The organism is Gulosibacter sediminis, assembly GCF_030011715.1.
GTDB lineage: Bacteria > Actinomycetota > Actinomycetes > Actinomycetales > Microbacteriaceae > Gulosibacter > Gulosibacter sediminis.
Genome location: NZ_JASCYH010000001.1, coordinates 192,604 through 215,435 on the forward strand (window position 1 = coordinate 192,604; position 22,832 = coordinate 215,435).

Annotated in this window: 21 protein-coding genes and 1 other RNA gene; 11 read left to right on the top strand and 11 right to left on the bottom strand. The window is 65.7% G+C overall.

Going from position 1 to position 22,832, the window contains the following annotated elements; translation table 11 throughout:
- Positions 1-411 precede the first annotated feature (411 nt).
- Together QM019_RS01005 and QM019_RS01010 are read right to left on the bottom strand one after the other, a co-directional pair.
- Entirely contained in the window at positions 412-978 is a 567-nt protein-coding gene (locus QM019_RS01005; protein WP_282851513.1) for an adenine phosphoribosyltransferase, read from the bottom strand.
- Between the two features lie 2 nt (positions 979-980).
- Positions 981-1,472, bottom strand: coding sequence for a PH domain-containing protein (locus QM019_RS01010; protein WP_282851514.1), 492 nt, complete (start codon positions 1,470-1,472; stop codon positions 981-983).
- A gap of 44 nt (positions 1,473-1,516) precedes the next feature.
- On the opposite strand from QM019_RS01010, the gene QM019_RS01015 reads away from it, so the two are divergent.
- From QM019_RS01015 to rnpB, 4 genes are all read left to right on the top strand, one after another.
- Positions 1,517-2,371: a Nif3-like dinuclear metal center hexameric protein gene (locus QM019_RS01015; protein WP_282851515.1), complete on the top strand. Its 855-nt coding sequence runs from the start codon at positions 1,517-1,519 to the stop codon at positions 2,369-2,371.
- Between the two features lie 6 nt (positions 2,372-2,377).
- Positions 2,378-3,112 carry a zinc ribbon domain-containing protein gene (locus QM019_RS01020; protein ID WP_125105985.1) on the top strand — a complete coding sequence of 245 codons (735 nt, stop codon included), beginning with the start codon at positions 2,378-2,380 and terminating at the stop codon, positions 3,110-3,112.
- Complete coding sequence (locus tag QM019_RS01025) at positions 3,112-3,564, top strand: reverse transcriptase-like protein (RefSeq protein ID WP_282851516.1); 453 nt, start codon at positions 3,112-3,114, stop codon at positions 3,562-3,564. The genes QM019_RS01020 and QM019_RS01025 overlap by 1 nt, the downstream gene beginning before the upstream one ends.
- Positions 3,565-3,597: 33 nt before the next feature.
- Positions 3,598-3,946: RNase P RNA component class A (rnpB, locus tag QM019_RS01030), an RNA gene on the top strand.
- A 9-nt stretch (positions 3,947-3,955) separates the two neighbouring features.
- On the opposite strand, the gene ppgK is transcribed toward rnpB, so the two are convergent.
- Together ppgK and map are read right to left on the bottom strand one after the other, a co-directional pair.
- On the bottom strand, positions 3,956-4,741 hold the full coding sequence (gene ppgK, locus QM019_RS01035; RefSeq protein ID WP_282851517.1) for a polyphosphate--glucose phosphotransferase: 786 nt from the start codon (positions 4,739-4,741) through the stop codon (positions 3,956-3,958).
- A 44-nt stretch (positions 4,742-4,785) separates the two neighbouring features.
- Entirely contained in the window at positions 4,786-5,667 is an 882-nt protein-coding gene (map, locus tag QM019_RS01040) for a type I methionyl aminopeptidase (protein ID WP_282851518.1), read from the bottom strand.
- Positions 5,668-5,679: 12 nt separating this feature from the next.
- Here map and QM019_RS01045 point away from each other — a divergent pair, with 12 nt between their 5' ends.
- The gene (locus tag QM019_RS01045) at positions 5,680-5,868 is read left to right on the top strand and encodes an SPOR domain-containing protein (protein WP_125105981.1); all 189 of its coding nucleotides are present in this window, start codon (positions 5,680-5,682) and stop codon (positions 5,866-5,868) included.
- An 18-nt stretch (positions 5,869-5,886) separates the two neighbouring features.
- Here QM019_RS01045 and panB read toward each other — a convergent pair whose 3' ends face one another.
- Positions 5,887-6,699, bottom strand: a complete 813-nt coding sequence (gene panB, locus QM019_RS01050; RefSeq protein ID WP_282851520.1) for a 3-methyl-2-oxobutanoate hydroxymethyltransferase — start codon at positions 6,697-6,699, stop codon at positions 5,887-5,889.
- Between the two features lie 53 nt (positions 6,700-6,752).
- Here panB and QM019_RS01055 point away from each other — a divergent pair, with 53 nt between their 5' ends.
- The gene (locus QM019_RS01055; RefSeq protein ID WP_125105979.1) at positions 6,753-8,084 is read left to right on the top strand and encodes a glutamine synthetase family protein; all 1,332 of its coding nucleotides are present in this window, start codon (positions 6,753-6,755) and stop codon (positions 8,082-8,084) included.
- A gap of 3 nt (positions 8,085-8,087) precedes the next feature.
- Positions 8,088-11,051 carry a bifunctional [glutamine synthetase] adenylyltransferase/[glutamine synthetase]-adenylyl-L-tyrosine phosphorylase gene (locus tag QM019_RS01060; protein WP_282851522.1) on the top strand — a complete coding sequence of 988 codons (2,964 nt, stop codon included), beginning with the start codon at positions 8,088-8,090 and terminating at the stop codon, positions 11,049-11,051.
- A 21-nt stretch (positions 11,052-11,072) separates the two neighbouring features.
- On the opposite strand, the gene QM019_RS01065 is transcribed toward QM019_RS01060, so the two are convergent.
- A complete protein-coding gene (locus QM019_RS01065; protein WP_282851523.1) occupies positions 11,073-11,801 on the bottom strand; it encodes a VIT1/CCC1 transporter family protein in 729 nt (242 codons plus the stop codon).
- Between the two features lie 89 nt (positions 11,802-11,890).
- Positions 11,891-13,315, bottom strand: coding sequence for a type I glutamate--ammonia ligase (gene glnA / locus QM019_RS01070; protein ID WP_282851524.1), 1,425 nt, complete (start codon positions 13,313-13,315; stop codon positions 11,891-11,893).
- Positions 13,316-13,437: 122 nt separating this feature from the next.
- Between glnA and QM019_RS01075 the strand changes: the two genes are divergently transcribed.
- Positions 13,438-13,863, top strand: a complete 426-nt coding sequence (locus QM019_RS01075) for an RDD family protein (protein WP_282851525.1) — start codon at positions 13,438-13,440, stop codon at positions 13,861-13,863.
- On the opposite strand, the gene QM019_RS01080 is transcribed toward QM019_RS01075, so the two are convergent.
- Complete coding sequence (locus QM019_RS01080) at positions 13,860-14,564, bottom strand: DUF4191 domain-containing protein (protein WP_193127962.1); 705 nt, start codon at positions 14,562-14,564, stop codon at positions 13,860-13,862. The two genes, QM019_RS01075 and QM019_RS01080, sit on opposite strands and share 4 nt — an antisense overlap.
- Before the next feature lie 116 nt (positions 14,565-14,680).
- Here QM019_RS01080 and QM019_RS01085 point away from each other — a divergent pair, with 116 nt between their 5' ends.
- The gene (locus QM019_RS01085) at positions 14,681-15,715 is read left to right on the top strand and encodes a protein kinase family protein (RefSeq protein WP_282851526.1); all 1,035 of its coding nucleotides are present in this window, start codon (positions 14,681-14,683) and stop codon (positions 15,713-15,715) included.
- A gap of 78 nt (positions 15,716-15,793) precedes the next feature.
- Here QM019_RS01085 and sucB read toward each other — a convergent pair whose 3' ends face one another.
- From sucB to QM019_RS01100, 3 genes are all read right to left on the bottom strand, one after another.
- On the bottom strand, positions 15,794-17,512 hold the full coding sequence (gene sucB / locus QM019_RS01090; protein WP_282851527.1) for a 2-oxoglutarate dehydrogenase, E2 component, dihydrolipoamide succinyltransferase: 1,719 nt from the start codon (positions 17,510-17,512) through the stop codon (positions 15,794-15,796).
- A gap of 33 nt (positions 17,513-17,545) precedes the next feature.
- Positions 17,546-18,922, bottom strand: a complete 1,377-nt coding sequence (lpdA, locus tag QM019_RS01095; protein WP_282851528.1) for a dihydrolipoyl dehydrogenase — start codon at positions 18,920-18,922, stop codon at positions 17,546-17,548.
- Between the two features lie 109 nt (positions 18,923-19,031).
- Positions 19,032-20,492 (bottom strand): leucyl aminopeptidase, encoded by a 1,461-nt coding sequence (locus QM019_RS01100; protein ID WP_282851529.1) that lies wholly within the window; start codon positions 20,490-20,492, stop codon positions 19,032-19,034.
- Positions 20,493-20,542: 50 nt separating this feature from the next.
- Between QM019_RS01100 and QM019_RS01105 the strand changes: the two genes are divergently transcribed.
- Positions 20,543-21,457 carry a PAC2 family protein gene (locus QM019_RS01105; protein ID WP_282851530.1) on the top strand — a complete coding sequence of 305 codons (915 nt, stop codon included), beginning with the start codon at positions 20,543-20,545 and terminating at the stop codon, positions 21,455-21,457.
- Positions 21,457-22,806: an MFS transporter gene (locus QM019_RS01110; protein WP_282851531.1), complete on the top strand. Its 1,350-nt coding sequence runs from the start codon at positions 21,457-21,459 to the stop codon at positions 22,804-22,806. The genes QM019_RS01105 and QM019_RS01110 overlap by 1 nt, the downstream gene beginning before the upstream one ends.
- Positions 22,807-22,832 lie beyond the last annotated feature (26 nt).

Consider the following 22,832-nt stretch of genomic DNA (forward strand, 5'->3'; position numbering starts at 1 on the left):
AGGTTCCTTGTTGTTGAACAGCGGTCATAGGCGGATCCTTTTAGCAGGGACTCTGGGAGTCAGGAGCATCTCCGCGAACAGACGGATTGCCAGGACTCTAATAGAGGTTTGGCCACACTAGGACGGTTAACAACGATATTTGTACGTATAAAAATGATCGACGCTATGCAGCAATTCGACAGAACGCGACCAGACGACAGGGTTTGACCTTTGCCGCCGTCTGCAGCGTTGAAACGTCAGTGTCAGGAACACTCGACACTCATCACCGTGACGGTGATCTCGCGCTCGCCGTCGGAGAAGACGAGGAAGATGTTCGACGGGAAATCGTCGGTTTGGATGCGGAGCGCCTAGCCGCGATCGCCGAGGTGGTGCGGGCTGCCCGAGCCGCCGCCCGAGGTCGGCAGAACCCGGCTAAACCACCTTGACGGTATGCAGCGACTCACCCTTGAGGCGGGAGCGGCCCGCGAGGTCGGCCAGCTCGATCAACGCGCCCACGCCTGCGACCACAAAGCCGAGGTCGCGCACAAGCTCACAGCTCGCCGCGAGCGTGCCGCCGGTCGCGAGCACGTCATCCAGAATCAAGACTCGGGTGCCGGGCGCGACATCGCGCTGCATCTCGATCGTGGCCGAGCCGTACTCGAGGTCATATGAACGGGATGCCGCGGGCGCGGGCAGCTTCCCGGCCTTGCGAATCGGCACGAGACCGCAGCCGACTCGCGCCGCGACGGCGCCGGCGATCAGGAATCCGCGGGCCTCGACACCCGCGACGACGTCATACGTGCCGTTAAACGGCGCCACGAGGGCGCGCAGCGCGACGTCGAAGGCCTCGGGTTGTGCAAACAGCGGCAGCACGTCGCGGAAGAGCACTCCCGGTTCGGGGTAGTCGGGGATGCTGCCCACGTGCGCCAGCGCATCCGCAAGTTCAGCCGGTGTGGGGGCGGTGACGTGCTGAGGTGTCACCAGGTTCGTCTGCGCCACGCCTACTCCCCTTGGCCGATGCGGTGGAGCAGTTCGGTCATGCGCACGTGCACCTGCTCGATATTCGGGATGTCGTCGAGGCGCAGCGGATTGTCAGCCGAAGTCTCGAGTACGAGCGTGCCACAGCGGAAGATGCGATCGATAAATGACCGCTCGTACGCGACATTCGAGATACCGCGCAGCGGGATATCGTGGCCGCGCTTGTTGAAGATGCCGGTGCGGGTAATCACGCGACGGTCCGTGATCGTGTAGGTCGTGGTGAGCCACTTCAGCCACGGCACGAGCGCGACGGGAATGAGCACCACGACGCAGACACCCCAGATGACGTAGCTGCCGATCGGCTGCGCGTCCGGCGGCAGCAAGATCGTGCCGACGATGGCGGCGACCAGCACGAGTAGCCCGAGAAGCAACCAGCCCAAGATGCGCTTGATGTGGGTTCGAAGATGGAAGACGACGTGCTCATTTTCACCGAGCAGGCGTTGCGGGATTCCCATGTCGTCAGCGTACTCGCCGGGACCGCCGACGCTACGCTCGACACATGACGAGCTTGCGCCAATTGCAGTCCACCCTTGACGCGCTATTTCCCGAGACGGATGCCGAGCCGTGGGATGCGGTTGGCCCGGCAGCCGGCGATCCCGACGCCGAGGTAACGCGAGTGCTGCTCGCGGTCGACCCAGTTTCGGCAACCGTGGACGAGGCGCTCGAGTTTGGCGCGCAACTGCTGGTGACGCACCATCCGCTGGTACTGCGCGGCATTACAACCCTGCGCGAGGACCGTTACAAGGGTGCGCTACTCGCCCGACTCATTCGAGAGGGCTGCGCCCTGCACACCGCGCACACCAACGCCGATGTCGTTGAGACGGGCCCGACCGGCACGATCTTCGATCGCCTCGGCGTCAGTGCCGACAGCCGCCGGCCGATCGAGCCGCTCGCGAGCCGCCCGGAACGCGGCATCGGCCTCATCGGGGAGTTCGCCGAGTCCATCACCCTGCGCGAATTCGCCGAGCGGGTCGCGCGCATCATGCCGCCGACGGCAGGGGGAGTGCGCGTCGCTGGCGATCCGAAGCAACCGATTCGCCGCGTCGCCTGCTGCTCAGGCGCGGGCGATAGCCTGCTCGCGCACCCGCTCGTCACGAGCGCCGACGTCTACCTCACGTCGGACCTGCGCCATCACCCGGCTTCCGAGGCTCGCGAGCAGTCGCTGCTCGGCGGGGGACCCGCGCTCGTCGATGTCGCCCACTTCGCAAGCGAATGGCTCTGGCTCGACGGGTTGGCCGACCGCCTTCGTGCCGCGCATCCCGAACTCGAGGTGCGTGTTTCGACCCGCAACACGGATCCGTGGATGTGGCATATCCCGCAGCGCACGACATCCGCTTCAAGTCAGGGACAATAGAGAACTATGAAGGCCTCACAACAGCACCAGCTGCGCCTGCTCGAATTGGCCAATCTCGATGCCAAACGGGGCCGGCTCCAGCACACCGCCAAGCACATTCCCGAACAGCTCAGCCTCGAAAAGATTGAGGGCGAACGCCGCGCGCGCCGGGCCGCCGCGGCCCAGGCCCTCGGCGAACTCGAGGATGCGCAGGCACAGCTGCGCCGTGTCGAGTCCGACGTACAGACCGTCGTGCAGCGCCAGCACGCCGACGAGGCCCGCCTTGCGACCGCGACCACGAGCAAAGAGATCACAGCGTTCGAGACAGAGATCGCCGCGCTGAAGCGTCGCCGCGACCGACTCGAGGGCGAGCAACTCGAACTCGAGGAGCAGGTCGAGTCACTCACCGCGACGTACGAGGCCCGGCACGATGAGATGCGCACCCTCGAGGCCGAGGCGAGCGACCTCCTCGAGCGGCGCGACCTGGCCCGAGTCAACTTGCAGGTCGAGGCGAAGGAGCTGGGCACGGCGCGTCGCCTGCTGCTTGGCGGCATCCCGGCAGAGCTCGTCGCGCTCTACGAAGAAGTGCGCGGCAAGGTCGGCATCGGCGCTGCCGAGCTCGTGGGTAACGTCTCGATGGCCTCGAACGAGACCCTCGAGGTCGTGGACATGGCGAACGTGCGTCGCGCGACCGCCGACGAGGTGCTGTTCTGCCCCATGACCGGCGCGATTCTCGTGCGTACCGAGCGGTCGGACGTCTGATGCCGCGCAACCTCGTCGTTGAGGCCGACGGCGGATCTCGCGGCAACCCCGGGCCGGGCGGTTCCGGGTCGGTCATCATCGATGCCGACACCGGCGAGGTCCTCGAAACCATCTCGCGCTCGCTCGGCGTCTGCACCAACAACGTCGCCGAGTACACGGGCCTCGTGCTCGGGCTCGAAGCGGCCTACCGCATCGACCCGCAGGCACAGGTCGAGGTGCGGATGGACTCGAAGCTTGTCGTCGAGCAGATGTCTGGCCGCTGGAAGATCAAGCACCCCGACATGCAGAAGCTCGCTGCAATCGCGCGCGACCTCATCGGCTCACGGCAGGTTCGCTTCACGTGGGTACCCCGCGCGCAGAACTCCCGGGCGGATGCGGCGGCGAACGCCGCGATGGACCACCCCGCCGAGTACCAGGGCCCGAATCCCCTCGCGGGCGACTCGCTGTTCTGAGCTATGCGCCGCACGCTAGAATAGTGGGATGAGTGGGCCGGCCAGACGGTCACGTGCCGCATCACGCGGTCCGAGGAACGTCCGGGCTCCACAGAGCAGGACGGTGGGTAACGCCCACCCGGGGTAACCCGCGAGACAGTGCCACAGAAAGCAAACCGCCCGCAAGGGTAAGGGTGAAAGGGTGGGGTAAGAGCCCACCGGGGGAGCGGTGACGTTCCTCGCACGGTAAACCTCGTCCGGAGCAAGGCCAACAGGAAACGTCGACGCGGCTCGCCGAGTTTCCGGGTGTGCTGCTAGAGCGACGTGGTAACGCGCCGCCGAGATAGATGGCCGTCGGGGAGTTCGCTCCTCACAGAACCCGGCGTACCGGCCGACCCACTCAACTTCTTGGCTAGTCCCAGCCCTCCTGGGCGAGCAGGGCGGCGCCAACGATGCCCGCGTTGTTCGTCAGTTCGGCCGCGTCGATGCGAGTCGCGATCGAAATGTGCGGCAGGAAGTCGGCCGCCTGCTTCGAGATACCGCCCGAGACGATGAACAAGTCTGGCGAGAACAGCTGCTCGAGCTTGGCGAAGTACGGCGTCAGCCGATCAGTCGCCCACTCCTCGAGTGGTACGTTTTCGCGCTCACGTACCTTGGCCGAAGCGAACTTCTCGTAGTCGTCGTGACCGTCGACCGAAAGGTGGCCGAGCTCAGTGTTCGGCACCAGCTTTCCGTTGTGGATCAGCGCCGAACCGATACCAGTGCCGAGCGTGATGACAAGCAGCGAGCCCCGCGAGTCCTTCGCATGGCCGAACTTCGCCTCACCGTAGCCTGCAGCATCCGCGTCGTTGACGAGCGACACCGGCTGGCCGAGGTGCTCCGAGAATGCCGTCGCCGCGTCGAGGCCGATCCACTCGTCGGCGATGTTGGCCGCCGAGTAGGCGACGCCACGGCGCACCACCGACGGCATGCACATGCCGATGTGGTAGTGATCGTCGTTTGCCTCGTCCTGCGCGAGGATCTTGTCGCGCAATTCCGCCACGGCCGACAGCACGGCATCGATCGGGGCGCCCTCAGGGGTCTTCACCTTCTGTCGTTCGCCAACGAGCTTGCCCTTATTAAGGTTGACGAGGGCGCCCTTGATGCCGGTGCCGCCAATGTCGATGCCGATTGCGACCGGCGCGTGCTTCTTTGCCATGAGAAATAGCCTACGCAGAGTTCGACACGCGAACGCCGTATTTCCTAGAGTTCCGACGGCGGCAGCGTGAGAATTTCTGGGCCGTCCTCACGCACGACGATGGTGTGCTCAAATTGCGCGCAGCGCGACCCGTCGCGCGTCACGACCGTCCAGTCGTCGTCCCACTGCTCCCAATCTTGCGACCCCGTCACGAGCATTGGCTCGATTGTGAAGATCATGCCCGCCTGAATCACATCGTTGAAGCGATCCGTGTCGTAGTGGGGAATAATCAGGCCGGAGTGGAACGAGCGACCGACGCCGTGCCCCGTGTAGTCGCGCACCGACTCGTAGCCGAAGCGATTCGCGTACTTTTCGATCACGCGACCGATCACGTTGACCTCTCGGCCGGGCTTCGCCGCCTTGATGCCGCGCATCGTCGCCTCGTACGTGCGCTCGACGAGCAAGCGCGACTCCTCGGCCACGTCGCCAACGAGGTACATGCGATTCGTGTCGCCGTGCATCCCGTCGACGAACGCCGTGATGTCGATGTTGAGAATGTCGCCGTCCTCGAGCACCGTGTCGTCGGGGATGCCGTGGCAGATGCACTCGTTGAGCGAGGTGCAGATCGACTTCATGAAGCCACGGTAGCCAAGCGTCGACGGGTAGGCGTTGTGGCGCACGAGGAAGTCGTGGGCGAGCTCGTCGAGGCGCTCATGGGTCGTGCCGGGCACGACAAACGGCTCGAGGTATTCGAGCGCCGCGGCGGCGATGCGAGAGGCCTTGCGCACGCGGTCGATCTCTTCCTCGGTGTAGAGGTCGCCCGTGCCGTCGGGCTCGTTGGCCGTCTTCTTGCCGACGTACTCGGGACGCGGGATGCTCGCGGGAACCTTGCGTTCGGGCGTAACGGTTCCGGGGATCAACAGACCGGTTTCAGAGTTTTTCGGCATATCGTCAAGTCTATGACGGAACAACAGCCCGAATTCTGGTTCAACACCCGCACCGGCGAAGTCGAGGAGGGCAAGCAGTCGATCTCATCCGAACGACTCGGTCCCTTCCCCACCCGCGAGGACGCGGCCCACGCAAACGACAAGCTCGCCGAGAACGCCCGCAAATGGGCCGAGGAAGATGCTCGCGAAGACGAGGACTAACGCGCCCCCGAGCGCTAGCTAGTAACTCTCGTCAGCGCTCGGGTAGGTCTGCTCGTGCACGTCGGAGATGAAGTTGCCGACCGCCTGCTCGAGCTGCTCGGCGAGGTTCGCGTACTTGCGCACAAACTTTGGGCTCCGGCCCGCGGTGTACCCGAAGGCGTCGGTCCAGACCATCATCTGGCCGTCGCACTCGACGCCACCACCGACGCTGATGGTTGGAATGTCGAGGGTGCGGGTCACGCGGCCGGCAACGTCGGCGGGCACCATCTCGATCACGACCGCGAACGCGCCCGCCTCCTGCACCGCGAGCGCGTCGTCGAGCAGCTGCTGCTCAGCATCGCCTCGACCCTGGATGACGTGCCCGCCGAGGTTGTGCTCCGACTGCGGGGTGAAGCCGATGTGGCCGAGCACGGGGATGCCCGCCTCGGTGATGCGGCGAATCTGTTTGCGCATCCGCACGCCGCCCTCGAGCTTGACGCCGTGGGCACCCGCCTCCTTCATGAACCGAACTGCGGTCTGCAGCGCGTGCTCGGTTGACTCTTCGTAGGAGCCGAACGGCATGTCGGCGACGACGAAGGCGCGCTGCGTCGCACGCGTGACCGAACGCGTCATCGTGATGAGCTCGTCGACCGTGATGGGCAGGGTCGAGTCGTAGCCGAGGATCACGTTCGCGGCGGAATCGCCGACGAGCAGGAGGTCAACTCCCGCACGGTCGAACACCGTGGCTGAGGGTGCGTCGTACGCGGTGAGACCGGTGATCTTGAGGCCATCCGCTTTCGCCTTCGCAAAATGACGGGTTCGAACACGCTTCACTGGGGTCTGCTCCGACATGGTGGCCATCCTATCCCGCTCACATTCGGCCCGCGGTCTCTATGCTCATGAGTATGAGCCAGCAGCAGGATTACGTGCTCCAGACCATTGACGACAACGACATCCGCTTCGTGCGGTTGTGGTTTACGGATGTGTTGGGAACGTTGAAATCGGTAGCGCTGACGCCGGCCGAGGTCGAGGGAGCGTTCGCCGAGGGAGTCGGCTTCGACGGGTCGACGATCGAGGGTCTGACCCGGCGCACGGAGTCCGATATGCTCCTGCAGCCCGACCCCTCGACCTTCCAGCAACTCAGCTGGCACGGCGTCGAGCGCAGCGCCCGCATGTTCTGCGATCTGACGACGCCCGACGGCCAGCCCGCGCTCAGTGATCCACGCAATGTACTCCGCCGCACGCTCGAGCGAGCCGCTTCCCTCGGGTTCGACTGCTACGTGCATCCCGAGGTCGAGTTCTACGTGCTCAAAGAGATCGGCGTCGGGCCGAATGGCGTGCAGCCGATCGATAGCGCCGGCTATTTCGACAACATCTCGGGTGGCATCACGCACGCGTTCCGCGCCCGCACGGTGCGGCTGCTCGAGGAACTCGGGATCGCTGTCGAGTTCAGCCACCACGAGGGTGGACCGGGGCAGAACGAGATCGACCTACGCTACGCCGACGCGCTCACGATGGCCGACAACCTCATGACCTTCCGCACCGTCGTGCACGAGGTCGCCGCCGAGCACGGCGTGCACGCGACCTTCATGCCGAAGCCGTCGATCGACTGGCCTGGCTCGGGCATGCACACCCACATCTCGCTGTTCGAGGGCGAGACAAACGCGTTCCACGAGCCCGGCGCGCAACACCAGCTCTCGAAGACCGGCCGCCACTTCATCGCCGGCCTCCTTCGCCACGCACGCGAAATCGCCGCCGTGACGAACCAGTCGGTCAATTCCTACAAGCGGCTCTGGGGCGGCGACGAGGCGCCGAGCTACGTTTGCTGGGGACACAACAACTCGTCGGCGCTCGTGCGGGTGCCGACCTACAAGCCGAACAAGTCTCGCTCCGCACGGGTCGAGTACCGTGCGATCGACTCCGCCGCGAATCCCTACCTCTCCTTCGCCGTGCTCATCGAAGCCGGTCTGCGCGGCATCGAGGGAGAGTACGAGGTGCCGGAGGAGATCGACGGCGACCTGCGCGACCTTTCGATGCGTGAACGCCACGTGCTCGGGTACGACGACCTGCCCCACGACCTCGACGAGGCCCTCCTCATTGCCGAGCAGTCCGAGCTCGTCGCGAACACCCTGGGCGAGCAGTTGTTCGAGTTCTTCCTCGAGAACAAGCGCAACGAGTGGAAGGCCTTCCGTCGGCAGGTCACCGACTACGAGCTCCGCGAGGGGCTCGGGCTCTAAAGCATGCGCGAGGGCATTCGCACCCGAATTCTGCGGGCGGGTTTCCGAGATTCACAGGGCGCCGCCGAGATGCTCACCGAGCTCGGCGGTGTGCTCGACCTCGGCGACACGGTCGTGCTGTCGCTCTTCGAGCCGTTCGATCCCGAGCCCGAGGTCGCGTTGCGCGAGCTCATTTCGCTGTTCGAGCATCAGCCCGAGCTCGCCGCGGCCTGGCGGGATGACCTCGCCAAGCTGCGCTCGGTGGTCTCGCTGTTCGCGAGCTCAAGCCGCCTCGTCGAACTCGTGCGCCGACACCCCGACGTCGTCGACGAGGTGCATGCCGAGTCACACGAATTGCCGTCAACCTCGGGGATGCGCACCCGCATGCTTGAGGCGGTGGCGGGCTTCGAGGGTGAGGACGCGACCGCGCGGCTGCGCTTGCGCTACCGCGTCGAGCTCGCGAAGATCGCCCTCTATGATTTGCGACTCCCGCAGCCAGCGGTATCGCTGCATCGCATCGGCGAAGCGCTCGCCGACCTCGCATCGGTCACCATCGACGTGGCCCTGATGCTCTCGCGAGACGAGCTCAGTGCGCCGCCGAGCGGTTTCGGTCGCTTCCCCGCCGAAGAGGTCGACAACGTGCGCCTCGCCGTCATCGGCATGGGCAAGTGCGGCGCCCGCGAGCTCAACTACATCTCCGATATCGACGTCATGTTCGTCGCCGAGCCGGCCGCCGACAGCGAGCTCTCGGTGCCGAGGGCGATCGAGATCGCCACCCGGCTGGCCTCGACGATGATGCACATCCTGATGGACTACGCCGTCGAGCCACCGCTTTGGGAGGTCGACGCGAACCTTCGCCCCGAGGGTAAGGACGGCGCGCTCGTGCGCACGCTCGACAGCTACCTGAACTATTACCATCGGTGGGCCGAGAACTGGGAGTTCATGGCCTTGCTCAAGGCTCGCCCCATCGCGGGCGACCTCGACCTGGGCGAGCGCTTCGTCGATGCCGTGGCTCCCCTCGTGTGGAACGCGGGCGACCGCGACAACTTCGTGCTCGGCGTCCAGCGCATGCGCAAGCGCGTCATTGATCACATCCCGCGCTCTGAGGTGCAACGCGAACTCAAGCTCGGACCGGGTGGCCTCCGCGACGTCGAGTTCCCGGTGCAGCTGTTGCAGATCGTGCACGGACAGGTCGACGAACACCTGCGAGTGCGGAGCACCCTCGACGCCATCAACGCGCTCACGGCCGAGGGACACATCGGTCGTGACGATGCCGCCCAGTTCGCGAACGACTACCGCTTCCTGCGCCTCCTCGAACATCGTGTGCAGCTGCGCGACCTCAAGCGCACTCACCTTGTGCCCGACGATCCGGCCGCGCTGCGGGCTCTCGCGCGCGGCTCGCGCATCGGCAGCGTCGAGGTGCTCAAGCGCGAACTCGAGGAGGTTCGCCGGCGGGTGCGACAGTTGCACGAGAAGCTCTTCTTCAGGCCCCTCGTGACCGCCGCGGCCCACCTCAGCGCCGACCAGTTCCATCTCGCCGACGACCGCGTGCTCGTGCGCCTGCGTGCGATCGGCTACCGCGACCCGCGGGGTGCGCTCGGGCACATCCAAGCCCTCACGCAGGGCGTGTCTCGGCGTGCGACGATGCAGCGCAACCTGCTGCCGGTGCTGCTGGAGTGGCTCGCTGAGGGAACGAACCCCGACCAAGGTCTACTGGCGTTCCGCAAGCTGTCCGAGCAGAACGGCGAGGCCTCGTGGTACTTGCGGCTGCTGCGTGACTCAAACCTTGCTGCCCGCCGGCTCTGCGAAGTACTCGCCAACAGCGCGTTCTGCGCCACCTTCCTCGAGCTCTTCCCCGAGGCGGTGAAGTGGCTCGATTCGGATGCGCAGCTCAAACCACGCTCGCTCGAAGACCTCCAGGCGGAGTTCGTCGGCGCGCTGAAGCGTCATAACGATGACGTGCGGCTCGGGCGCATCCTGCGAGGCCTACGGCGCCGTGAAATGCTGCGCCTCGCCCTCGCCGCCGTGCTCAGCGTCGACTCGGTCGACGAGATTGCTGAGGGCCTCACCGTGATCGGCGAGTTCGCGATCGGCGGGGCGCTCGCCGCAGCACGTCAGATCGACGACCGACACTACCCGCCGTTTGCGGTCATTGGTATGGGGCGATTCGGCGGTGCCGAACTTGGCTTCGGCAGCGACCTCGATGTGCTCTATGTGTATGGCACCGACGGCTTCGTGGGGGATAACCCCGCCGGAGCCGCGCGCACCCTCGTGCGTCGCGTGCAGGAGCTCCTCGAGGACGCCCGCCTGCCCATCGACCTGGATGCGGATCTCCGACCCGAGGGCAAGAGCGGCGAGCTCGTTCGGTCGCTCACTGCGTATCAGAACTATTACTCGAAGTGGTCGCTCGGTTGGGAGGCCCAGGCGCTGCTTCGCGCCCGCGGAGTGGCCGGCGACGACAGTCTCATTGCGGGCTTCACCGAGATTGCCGACGCCACTCGCTACCGTTCGTCGGGGCTCGCGTCAAAGGAACTCATTGAGATCCGCCGCATCAAAGCGCGGATGGAGGACGAACGGCTGCCTCGGGGCGTCGATCCGAAACGCCACCTCAAGCTCGGCCGAGGCTCGCTCAGCGATGTCGAGTGGCTCGTGCAGACGCTGCAGCTCGACCGCGGCCACGACATTCCCGAGCTGCGCACAACGTCAACGCTGACCGCGCTTCGAGTCGCCACCGAGCACGGAATTCTCGGCCACCAGGACGCCGAGACCCTTCGTGCGGCGTGGCTGCTCGCAAGTCGCGTGCGTTCCGGCGTGCTGCTCTACTCGAATTCGCAAACCGATGTGTTGCCCGGCGACTCGGTGGCGCTCGAGGGCGTCGCACGGTTGCTCGGCTACGAGCCCGGAAGCGGCGTGGAACTCGAGAACGACTACCTCAACGCAACCCGGCGCGCGCGCGGCGTGTTCGAGCGCATCTTCTACGGCGACTGACGGGCCCGTCCTCGACGGTACCTAGAGCACCGTCGTGCCGAACAGCATGCCGACAACGAACGTCGCGGCGAGGGCGATGACGCCACCGATGCAGGTACGCACGATCGCGCGCAAGCGGTTCGCACCGCCGATCCAAGCCGCGATCGAGCCGGTGACGCCGAGCGCCACGATGGTCGCGGCGAAGGTGACGGGGATGTTCAGGGTTGTGGGGAGGAACAGAATCGTGAGCATCGGCAGAATCGCGCCGACGAAGAACGACAGGGCCGACGCGAGCGCCGCCTGCCAGGGGTTGACCACGTCATCCTCCGAAATGTTGAGTTCGAGCGACAGGTGCGCCTTCAGCGCATCCCGCTCGGTCATCTCTTTCGCGACCTGCGCGGCGGTGTTGCGGCTCAGGCCCTGATTTTCGTAGAGGCCGACGAGCTCCTCAAGCTCGCCTTCGGGGTCTTCGCGGAGTTCCTCGCGTTCCTTTTCAATCAGCGCGTTCTCCGAGTCGCGCTGGCTTGAGACCGAGACGTATTCGCCCAGGGCCATCGAGATCGCCCCACCCACAACCGCGGCCGCGCCGGCAAGGAGCACCGGCGTGAACTGGTTTGTGGCGCTCGCGACGCCAACGACCACGGCGGCGGTCGAGACGATGCCGTCGTTGGCCCCGAGCACGCCGGCGCGTAGCCAGTTGAGCCGCTGGGCGAGCCCCGTGATCTGATGCGGTTCGGCTCGCTGTGCCTCGTGCCCGGTGCTGCTCGTCATACTGCCAATCGTAGGCGCAACCACCGACACCGGAAACGCCGACGGGGCAAAGCGCAGTGCGCTTCGCCCCGTCGTAACTGACTCGCTTACTAGCAGCCGAAGGTGAGGTCGAACTCGTAGGGGTGGGGGCGTGCCGCGAGCGGCGCCACCTCGGTCTCGAACTTGTAGTCGATCCAGGTGCGGATCAGGTCCTCGTCGAACACATTGCCCTTGAGCAGGAACTCGTGGTCGGCCTCGAGCGCGCGCAGCGACTCGACGAGCGAGGTCGAGAGCTGCGGAATGCTCTTGGCTTCCTCCGGCGGAAGCTCGTAGAGATCCTTGTCGATCGGCTCGTGCGGCTCGATGCGGTTCTGGATACCGTCGAGGCCCGCCATGAGCTGTGCGGCGAACGCGAGGTACGGGTTCGATGAGGCGTCAGGTGCGCGGAATTCGATGCGCTTCGCCTTCGGGTTCGTGCCCGTGATCGGGATGCGGATGGCCGCCGAGCGGTTACCCGCCGAGTAGACGAGGTTGATCGGCGCCTCGTAGCCCTTTACCAGGCGGTGATACGAGTTCGCGCTCGGGTTCGTGAACGCGGCGAGGGCGTTCGCGTGCTTGAGGATACCGCCGATGTACCAGCGTGCCGTGTCCGAAAGCGAGCCATAGCCGGCCTCGTCGTAGAACAGCGGAGTACCCTCGCTCCAGAGCGACTGGTGGGTGTGCATGCCCGAACCGTTGTCGCCGAAGAGCGGCTTCGGCATGAACGTGGCGACGTGACCCCAGTCGTTCGCGACACCCTTTACGAGGTACTTGAACTTGAGGATGTCGTCGGCCGCGTGCACGAGCGTGTTGAACTTGTAGTTGATCTCCTGCTGACCGCCGGTACCAACCTCGTGGTGGGCGCGCTCGACCTCAAGGCCGGCGTTGATCAGCTCGAGGGTGATGGCGTCGCGCAGGTCGGCGGTCTTGTCGACCGGCGAGACGGGGAAGTAGCCGCCCTTGTAGCCGGTCTTGTTGCCGAGGTTGCCGCCCTCTTCTTCGCGCGCGGTGTTCCACGCGCCCTCGATCGAGTCGACCTGGTAGTAGCTACGGTTCGGTGCGACCTCGTGGCGGACGTCGTCGAAGATGTAGAACTCCGCCTCGGGGGCGAAGAACGCGGTGTCGGCGATGCCGGTGGAGGCGAGGTACTTCTCAGCCTTCTTCGCGGTCTGGCGCGGGTCGCGCGCGTAGATCTCGCCGGTGCGCGGGTTGTAGATGTCGAAGATCATCACGAGCGTCGGCTCGGCCCGGAACGGATCGAGGTAGGCCGTGGTTACGTCGGGGATGAGCTGCATGTCCGACTCGTTGATCGAGGCGAAGCCCTGAATCGAGGAGCCGTCAAACAACTGACCGTCGGTAAAGAAGTCTTCGTCGACCGTGCTCGCTGGGATGTTGAAGTGCTGCTGCACGCCCGGCAGATCTGTGAAGCGGATGTCGAGGAATGCGACGCCCTGCTCCTTAATAAATTCCAGCACTTCGGACGGTGTTTTGAACATATCGCTCCATCTCGGGAGATTAACAAGGGTCTGCGGGCTGGTTTCATACTACGCGGCATCGACTGTGCGGCTGTCGCGCCTTCCCGCAAAAACCGTCGGAGACGGATCGATAGGATTGAGTTGTGCCACGAAATTCCTCCCCGAACGCCGAACCCGACCGCCACTATCAGGGGGAGCGCCTCGGCCTCCCCGAAGCAGGCCCGGGCTCGATGGCGGGCTTCGGCCGCCGACTGGCCGGACTCGCGATCGACTGGGGCGTCGCGGTGGCGATCGCCTACTTCGCGTTCGATTACAACCCCGTCGCCATCATGGGCATCTTCATCGGGCTGTCTTGGCTCGGCATCGCCCTGCTCGGTGGCTCGCTGGGACACCTGCTGTGCGGCATGCGCCTGAATACAGTCGCGCGCGCCACCCCGGGTTGGTGGCGCCCACTTGTACGTCAGGTGCTGGTGATGCTCGTCCTGCCTCCGCTCGTTGCAGATGAGGACGGTCGTGGCATGCACGATGTCCTGACTGGACTCGTGCTGCGCCGCTACGTGCGGTCTTAGCGCATCTGCGACCGCGAAGGACGAATCTTCGAGGGGTCCATGCCCTTCGGAATCGGCAGCTCGGACTTCGAGAGCGACTGCAGGCGAGCATCCACGGCGAGAATCTCGTCGCGACGGAGCTTGTTCGGCAGGCGCTTCACTTCGCGCTTCAGCTTGCCGAGTGAGACACCGCCCTGACCCACGAGGATGTGGTGGACAGTGACGGTCGGAACGACGCGCTGCACCTTGCGACGCTCATCGGCGAGCAGCTTCTTCGAGGCGGCATTGTCGGCCTCGGTGAACAGGATGACGCCGGGCTTGCCGACGGCTCGGAAGATGACGTCCTGCGTGCGGGGGTTGAACGCGACGGGCATGTCGCTGGTGCGCCAGGTGCCGCGCAGACTCGACTGCAACACGGCGCCGGTGGCGCCCTGGCGGCCCTCAAGCTGCGAGTAGGCGACCTTCTCGGCGCGGTTGTTCAGCACGAACATGAACAGCATGAGGCCGAACAGCAGGCCGAGGATCATGAAGATGATCCACATGATCCAGTTGTCGCGGTACATGAAGAAGCACAGGAAGAACGCCGCGAGAATCGGCAGCACCGCCGCAGTGATCATCAGTGCGACGCCGGGCTTGTCGTACTTCGCCGTCATCTTCACAACGTCGATGATTTGACGGAAGCGACCGGGCTCCTTGGTGCTCGATTCAGAGGATTTAGCCATAGTTCACCTAGGATACCCGCCCCGCGCCATCCACAGGATTCGATCCGACGAACGTTATCCACAATTTCCCTCGGTCAGCCGTTCGCTCGGCAAGTTCGCGTCGCACAATGCCCGATATGCGCCCACAACACCGCCCCGAGTCCGAGACCGCACCTGCCATCGGGTCCACCGTGGCGGGCTGGCGGCTGGTTCGGCCGCTGCCCCAGGAGATCCCCGGTGTGCTGAGCTTTGTCGCCGTGGCCGAACGCACCCCAGAGGGGGCCGCCTCGAGCAACCACTGGGTCGGGTTCTCCGTCGAGCAACCCGAGCCCCTCATGCACCGTCGCCTCAATATCGCCACCGATGATGCCTCGGCGACACGGTTGAGCCGCGACGCGCGCACTCGGCATCGACACGGCGGTGACTTCGTGCGACCGTACTTCGAACTGCTCAGCGATGGGCATCGCCGGTTGACCGTGGGGGAGTTAGTGCAGGACTCGAGCTTTGCGGCGCTCGTGTCGCGCGAAGTTGAGCTGCCGCCTGGCGCAGTGGTCACCCTCGCGGTGCCGGTGCTCGAATCGGTCGCCCAGGCGCATCGGCGTGGATTTACCCACGGGGCGCTCGCGCTCACCGCCTGCCGAATCGACAGCAGCGGCAAACCGTGGGTCGAGGAATGGTCGGCGAGCGTCGATCTCGATGACTTGAGCGGGATGCGCCGCGACCTCGCAATCCAGGATGACCTGCGGGGTCTTGGTCGCCTCTGCGACGCGCTACTCGCCCATTCGAGCGGCGAGGCGAGCGGGCAGGTTCGCGAGCTGGTCGCCGCGCTCGCCCAGGGAGCCCCGGTAGCCGACCCGATTCCACGCCTCGTTGATGCGCTGTTTGCCTGGGCACCGCCTGCGGCGCTCGCCGTTGCGGCACCCGTCGCGCATCACGTCGAGCCTGGGCAACTATCGGAACGACCGGCTCGGCCTGCAAAAGACCACGCCGGGTCGGTAGATGACGACCCGCTCATCGAAGCGCAGCCCAGTCAACGTCGCGGGGGTGTGACGGCGTCGATGGCCGTCGGGTGGCGGCTCATCGCCATGCGCGCGAGCGGAATTCGCCCGGCTGTCTGGCTCGGCCTGGTCGGTGCCGGCTGCGCGGTCGCGGTGGTTTCCCCGCTCCTGTAAGCGTTGCCGCTGCTGCTTATACAAATGGGCGGGCACGCAGCCAGTTCGCTGCACGCCCGCCCATTCACTCGCCAGTGACTAAATGCCGAGGTTGCCCTCGAACGCGCCCTCTTCGAGGCGCTGCTTGACCTGCGTCAGGTAACGGGCCGCGTCGGCGCCGTCGATGATGCGGTGGTCGTAGCTGAGCGCGAGGTACACCATCGAACGAATCGCGATGCTCTCGGTGCCGTCGGCCGTCTTGACGACCGTCGGGCGCTTCACGACCGCGCCGGTGCCGAGGATGGCCTCCTGCGGCAGGAACACGACCGGGGTGTCGAACAGCGCACCGCGCGAGCCCGTGTTCGTCACCGTGAAGGTGCCGCCGGCAAGCTCGTCGGGGAGCAGCTTGTTGTCACGCGTGCGCGTCGCGAGGTCGTCGATCGACTTCGCGAGCTCGGCGATGTTCAGACCGCCAGCGTTCTTAATCACCGGGGTGAGCAAACCACGCTCGGTGTCGACCGCAATCGACACGTTCTCGCCCTCGGGGTAGACGATCTCGTCACCCTGAACGGTCGAGTTGATGATCGGGTAGGACTGCAGGCCCTCGATCGCGGCGAGCGTGAAGAACGGCAGGAAGGAAAGCTTCGAGCCGGTCTTCTCGAGGAACTCGTTCTTCTTCGCCGCGCGGAGGTTGGCAACGCGGGTCACGTCGACCTCAATCACCGTGGTGAGCTGCGCCGTCGTGGTCATCGACTCAACGGCACGCTGCGAAACAACCTTGCGCAGGCGCGACATCTTCGCGCTCGTGCCGCGCAGTGGCGACACCTCGTGCGGGGTGGCCTCGGTCGGCACACCGGCGGAGGCTGCGGGCGCGGCCGCAGTAGCGGCCGCCGGTGCCTGCGACTTCGCGGCCTCGAGCACGTCTTCCTTGCGGATGCGTCCGCCGACGCCCGAGCCAGTGATCTGGGTCAGATCGACACCATGCTCCGCAGCGAGCTTGCGCACGATCGGAGTCACATAGCGGGGGTCGCTCTTCGTCTCAGGGCGCTGCGGGGCAGCGGGGGCCTTCGGCGCCGCGGGAGCAGCCTGGGTTGCGGGGGCAGCAGGGGCAGCCGGTGCGGCAGGCGCCTCAGCCTTGGGTGCTTCGGCAGCGGGCTCAGCAGCAGCCGGAGCCTCAGCAGCCGGGGCTGCCGCGCCGTCGCCGATGCGTGCGAGCACGGCACCAACCTCGACGGTCTCGTCCTCCTGGACGAGAATTTCCTGCACCGTGCCGGCGAACGGCGACGGAACCTCAGTGTCCACCTTGTCGGTCGACACCTCGAGCAGCGCCTCGTCAACCTCAACGGTCTCGCCAACCTGCTTCAGCCACCGAGTGACCGTACCCTCAGTGACGCTCTCACCGAGGGCGGGAAGCGTCACGTCCTGGCCAGCGCCACCGGTCACCGGGGCGGCGGCGGGGGCTTCGGCCTCGGCGGGTGCCGGTGCCTCTTCAACGGGAGCGGCTTCCTCAGCGGCGGCTTCCTCAGCGGGGGCTTCCTCTGTGGCGGGGGCGGGTGCCTCGGCCGGGGCCTCGGCGACTGCGCCGTCGCCGATGCGTGCGAGCACGGCACCAACCTCGACGGTCTCGTCCTCCTGGACGAGAATTTCCTGCACCGTGCCGGCGAACGGCGACGGAACCTCAGTGTCCACCTTGTCGGTCGACACCTCGAGCAGCGCCTCGTCAACCTCAACGGTCTCGCCAACCTGCTTCAGCCACCGAGTGACCGTACCCTCAGTGACGCTCTCACCGAGGGCGGGAAGCGTTACATCCTGGCTCATTAACTTCTCCTAAAAGTGTTTCGACTCGTGTGACTAGATCGCGTGCAGCGGACGACCGGCGAGCGCCATCATCGCTTCGCCGATGGTCTCGCCCTGGGTCGGGTGCGCGTGGACCAGCTGAGCGACGTCTTCGGGGTAGGCATCCCAGTTGACGATGAGCTGCGCCTCACCGACGAGTTCGCCGACGCGGGCACCGATCATGTGGATGCCGACGACGGGGCCGTCGTTCACGCGGATCGCCTTGACAAAGCCGGCGGTGCCGAGGATCGAGCTCTTGGCGTTGCCCGCGAGGTTGTACTCATAAGCGGTGATGTTGTCGGCGCCGTACTCTTCGGCTGCCTTCTTCTCGGAGAGACCCACCGAAGCGACCTGCGGCTCACAGTACGTAACCTTGGGCACGTTCTTGTCTTCGACGAGCACCGGGCTCTGTCCCGCGATCTGCTCGGCGACAAAGATGCCGTGCTGGTAGCTGCGGTGCGCGAGCTGGAGGCCCGGCGTGATGTCGCCGATCGCGTAGACGCCGGGAACGTTGGTCTCTAGCTTGTCGTTGACGAGCACGAAGCCGCGGTCGGTCTCGACGCCAACCTCTTCGAGGCCGATGTTCTGCGTCACGGGGCCACGGCCGATCGCGACGAGGAGCACGTCGCCGTCGATGGTCTCGCCACCCTTGTCGGTCTTGACGTGCACGCCGTACTCGTCCTGCGTGACCGACTCAAACTTCGTGCTGAGCTGGAAGTTGATGCCGCGCTTCTTGTAAGCGCGCTCGAGTGCCTTCGAAATCGCCTCGTCCTCTGCGGGAGCGAGGTGAGGCAGGCCCTCGATGATGGTGACTTCAGCGCCGAGTGCGCGCCAGAGGCTCGCGAACTCAAGGCCGATCACGCCGCCGCCGAGCACGACCGCGCGCTGCGGCACCCAGTCCATCAGCAGCGCCTGATCGCTCGTGATCACGTTGCCGGTGATTTCGAGGCCGGGGATGCTCCGCGAGAACGAGCCGGTCGCGAGCACGACGTTCTTGGCGATGAGCTTGTCGTCGCCAACCTGCACCGTCTTGGCGTCAACGAGGCGACCCTCGCCCGCGAAGACGTCGATCTTCTTCGCCTTGAGCAGTCCCTGCAGGCCCTTGAACTTGCCCGAGACGATGCCGTCGCGGAACGCCGCGATCTTGGCGCCATCAATGCCCTCGAGCTTGAGGTTGACGCCGAGTCGGGCACCATCCTCAACCGCATCGGCAACCTCACCGGCGTGGAGAATGGCCTTGGTGGGCACACAACCGCGGTGGAGGCACGTGCCGCCGAGCTTGTCCTTCTCGACGAGGGCAACCGTCTGTCCCAGCTGCTTGGCACGAATAGCGGCGGCGTAGCCTGCGCTACCGCCACCAAGGACTACGAGGTCGAAATTGTGATCGGCCACTCGGAAAGCTCCTTTGAAGTTTGGATGGGGATCCCAGCACGAGATCTGGACAGGCCTGCAGGGATCTTGCAGACACAACCTTTTCCAGAGTACACCCGCGAGTTACCGACTAATTCAGTGTCGACAGCAGTTCTACGAGGGTGCGCACGGGCACTCCGGTCGCACCCTTAGCGACGTAGCCGTAGGGGGCTTTCGTCTCGGCCGGGCCGGCGATGTCGAAGTGCAGCCAAGGGATGTCATTGCCTTCGTCGTCGATGCCGATGAAGCGCTGCAGGAAGGCGCCGGCGAACAGCATGCCGCCCGAGCGGTCGCCCGGCTTTGAGTTGACGATGTCGGCGATGTTCGACTCGAGCTTCTCGTCGAACTCCTCCGGAATCGGCATCGCCCACACGGGCTCGCCGACGGTCTTGCCAGCGGCAAGTGCGCGGTCGCGCCACTCCTCTTCGTTGCCGAGGAGACCCGTGGTGCGGTCGCCGAGCGCGACCACCTGGGCGCCGGTCAGCGTGGCAATGTCGATGATGAGGTCGGGCTGCTGCTCCGAAGCGAGCGAGAGTCCGTCGCTGAGCACGAGGCGACCCTCAGCATCCGTGTTCGTGACCTCGACCGTCACGCCCGAGTGCGTCGTGAGCACGTCGTCGGGCTTGATCGCGCTGCCCGAGGGCATGTTTTCGGCGAGCATGCACCAACCGCTCACATGCACCGGCAGGCCGAGCGACGCTGCGGCGCGAATCGTGCCGACGACCGAAGCTGCTCCACCCATGTCGAACTTCATGCCAACCATCGACGCGGCCGGCTTGATCGATAGACCGCCCGAGTCGAAGGTGATGCCCTTGCCGACGAGCGCGATGTGCGCCACGGCGTCCTCGGGCTCGTACTCGAGGTGCACGATGCGCGGCGAGTTCACCGAACCGGCGCCGACGCCGAGCACGCCGCCGCAGCCCTCGTCGATGAGTCGCTGCTCGTCCCAGACCTCGACTACGACGCTCTCGTCGTCGAACAGGTCGACCACCGCATCGGCGAAGTCCTCAGGCACGAGCGCGCTCGGGGGAGTGTTGACGAGGTCACGAGTGAGCACGACGGCGTCGGTGATCGAGGTCACGCGCTGCTCGATGTCATCGGTCGTGCCGGTGGCGTTCACCTGCTGCGCATCGATGACCCCTTCGTCGGTCGACTTGAAGCGGTCGTAGCGGTAGCCGCCGAGCACGTGGCCCGTCAGCAGCGCCTCGAGCTCAGCATCGGTCGGCTCGACAAGGTCGTAGACGACGCTTGCCGCCTTGATCAGCGTGCGCGCTGCGGTGCCCGCAGCGCGGCGCAGCGCCTCCTCGTCGCGGCTGTCGCCGATGCCGATGAGCAGCGCGGCAGCTTCGCCGTCCTCGTCATCGGTGGCGACCAGGATGCGCGTGCTCTGGCCGGTCGTCCCGGTCACGCCGAGTTGCTCGAGGCGGTCGGCGTCGAGGCCGAGGTCTGCGGAAGTCAGAGGTTCCGGAACATCGCCCTTGCGCACCGGAATCACGGTGACGACATCGGAGGAATAGGGCTCGAGATCAATACGAATTTCAGCAGACGTCATGGGCACGAGCCTACGCCGAGGAAACTGGGGGAGGGCGTAGCATTGAAGCCATGCTCTCTGATCCCTCGATGTACCGTCCTGGCGAGGCATGGCATGAAATTCCTCCCGGCCTGCCACTCGTGGCGCTGCTCTCGGGGTATAGGGATGCCGGGCAGACGGTGCGCCAAGGAATCGAGGCGCTGCTCTCGCAAGACGAGGGACGCATCGTCGCCTCGTTCGACGCTGACCAGCTGCTCGACTATCGGGCGCGGCGCCCAGTGGTGAAGCTCGAGTCGAACCGCGTCACCGAGTACCGCGTGCCGCGTCTCGACCTGCGGCTGCTCAACGATTCGCTCGGGCAGCCGTTCCTTCTGCTGAGCGGCTTCGAGCCCGACTTTCGATGGGACCAGTTCACCGGCGACCTCCTTCGTCTGCATGCCCACTTCATGGTGTCGAGTACTACCTGGGCACATTCGATCCCAATGCCCGTGCCACACACGCGCCCAGCGCGACTCGCGGTCACCGGCAACCGCGACGAGTTCATCGAGAACAACTCGGTGTGGCAGACGAATATCGAGGCGCCCGCACACGCCCTCCACGAGCTCGAGTTCGAGCTCACGGCGAGCGACGAGCCGGTCGTCGACCTCGTCGTGCTGGTGCCCCATTACCTCGCCGATTCCAGCGTGCCGGCCGGCGCCATGAAGCTCCTCGAAGGCATCGGGAGCGCGGCTGGCGTCATGATCGACACCGAGCAGCTGCGCGAGCGCGACCGCGTGTTCCGCACCGACGTCGACGCCCAGATCGCCGAGAACGAAGAAATGCAGCGCCTCATTCAGGCGCTTGAAACCCAATACGACGGCGTGGTGCGCGGCACGCCCCGTGAAAATCCATTTGCCGACGCCGATGGCGAAATGCCGAGCGCCGACGACATCGCCAACGAACTCGAGCGCTACCTCTCAGCGCGCCGGAAGCCCAACGAAACGTAATGTCCACGGACACCCCAAACACCCAGTCGCTCAGCCTGATCCCACCCCGCCTTCCCGGCATCATCTTCACCCTCGCGCTCGTCGCGTACATCGTCGCGGTGACCCAGCGCAGCTCGCTCGGCGTCGCCGGCGTCGACGCGATTGCCCGATTCGATGCGTCGGCCACCGCGCTATCGACGCTCGCGGTCATGCAGGTCGTCGTGTACGCCGCCGCGCAGATTCCCGTCGGCATGCTGCTCGACCGCTTCGGCCCCTCGCGCCTGATCATTAGCGGCGCTGCGCTGATGGCGGTCGGCCAGGTGATCGTCGCGGTCGCGCCTTCGATCGAGGTGGCCGTCGTAGGGCGCATCCTCGTCGGTCTCGGCGACGCGGCAACCTTCGTGAGCGGACTGCGCATCATCTCGGCATGGTTCCGGCCCCGCAAGGTGCCGGTCATGCAGCAATGGTTGGGTAACCTCGGCCAACTCGGTCAGTTCATCTCGGCTGTGCCGTTCTCGACGTTGCTCCACCTCAGCGAGTGGACGGTCGCCTTCCTCACCACCGCATCCCTCTCGGTGATCGTCGTCGTCGCGGCGATTGCGGGGCTGAAGGATGTGCCCGGCTCGCGCTTCGGCGGTCAGCCAATGTCGCTTGCCGGCGCGTTCAGCACGCTCGGCGCGGCGTTCGGCCGACCCGGTACACGCCTCGGGTTCTGGTCGCACTTCACGACGCAGTTCCCGGGCAACGTGTTCGGCTTGCTCTGGGGGTACCCCCTCATGGTGCAGGGGCTCGGCTACGCGCCCCAGCTCGCCTCCACCCTGCTCATCCTGCCGGTCGTGGTCGGCATGTTCGTCGGCCCGGTGATTGGGCTGCTGACCGCTCGCTTCCCGCTGCGGCGTTCGAACCTCGTGATCGGCATCGCGATCACGAGCGCGATCTTCTGGTCTCTCCTGTTGCTCTGGCCAGGCCAGCCGCCCCTGTGGTTCTACATCCTCGTGCTCGTGGTTACCGGCGCTGCCACCACCGGCTCGAACATCGGCTTCGACTTTGCGCGAACCTTCAACCCCTCATCGAGCTACGGTTCGGCCTCCGGCATCGTGAACGTCGGCGGGTTCACCGCCAGCGCAATCGCGTTCCTGACGATTGGCCTCGGCATCGACGCGGTCACCGGCGGCGCCGAGCCAACGTGGGACGCTTTTCGCGTCGCGATGTGGACTTTCCCCGTCCTGACAGTGATCGGCATCGCCGCGCTGCTCCACGTCCGCGGCAAGACCCGCAACCGGATGGCCGCGGAAGAGGGCGTCGTGGTCGCGCCGCTGTGGCGTGCTCTGGCCCGCCGGATGCGCCGTCGAGGAGACACATGGGAATAGTTCGGGCTCCGCGCGTGTACCATTTA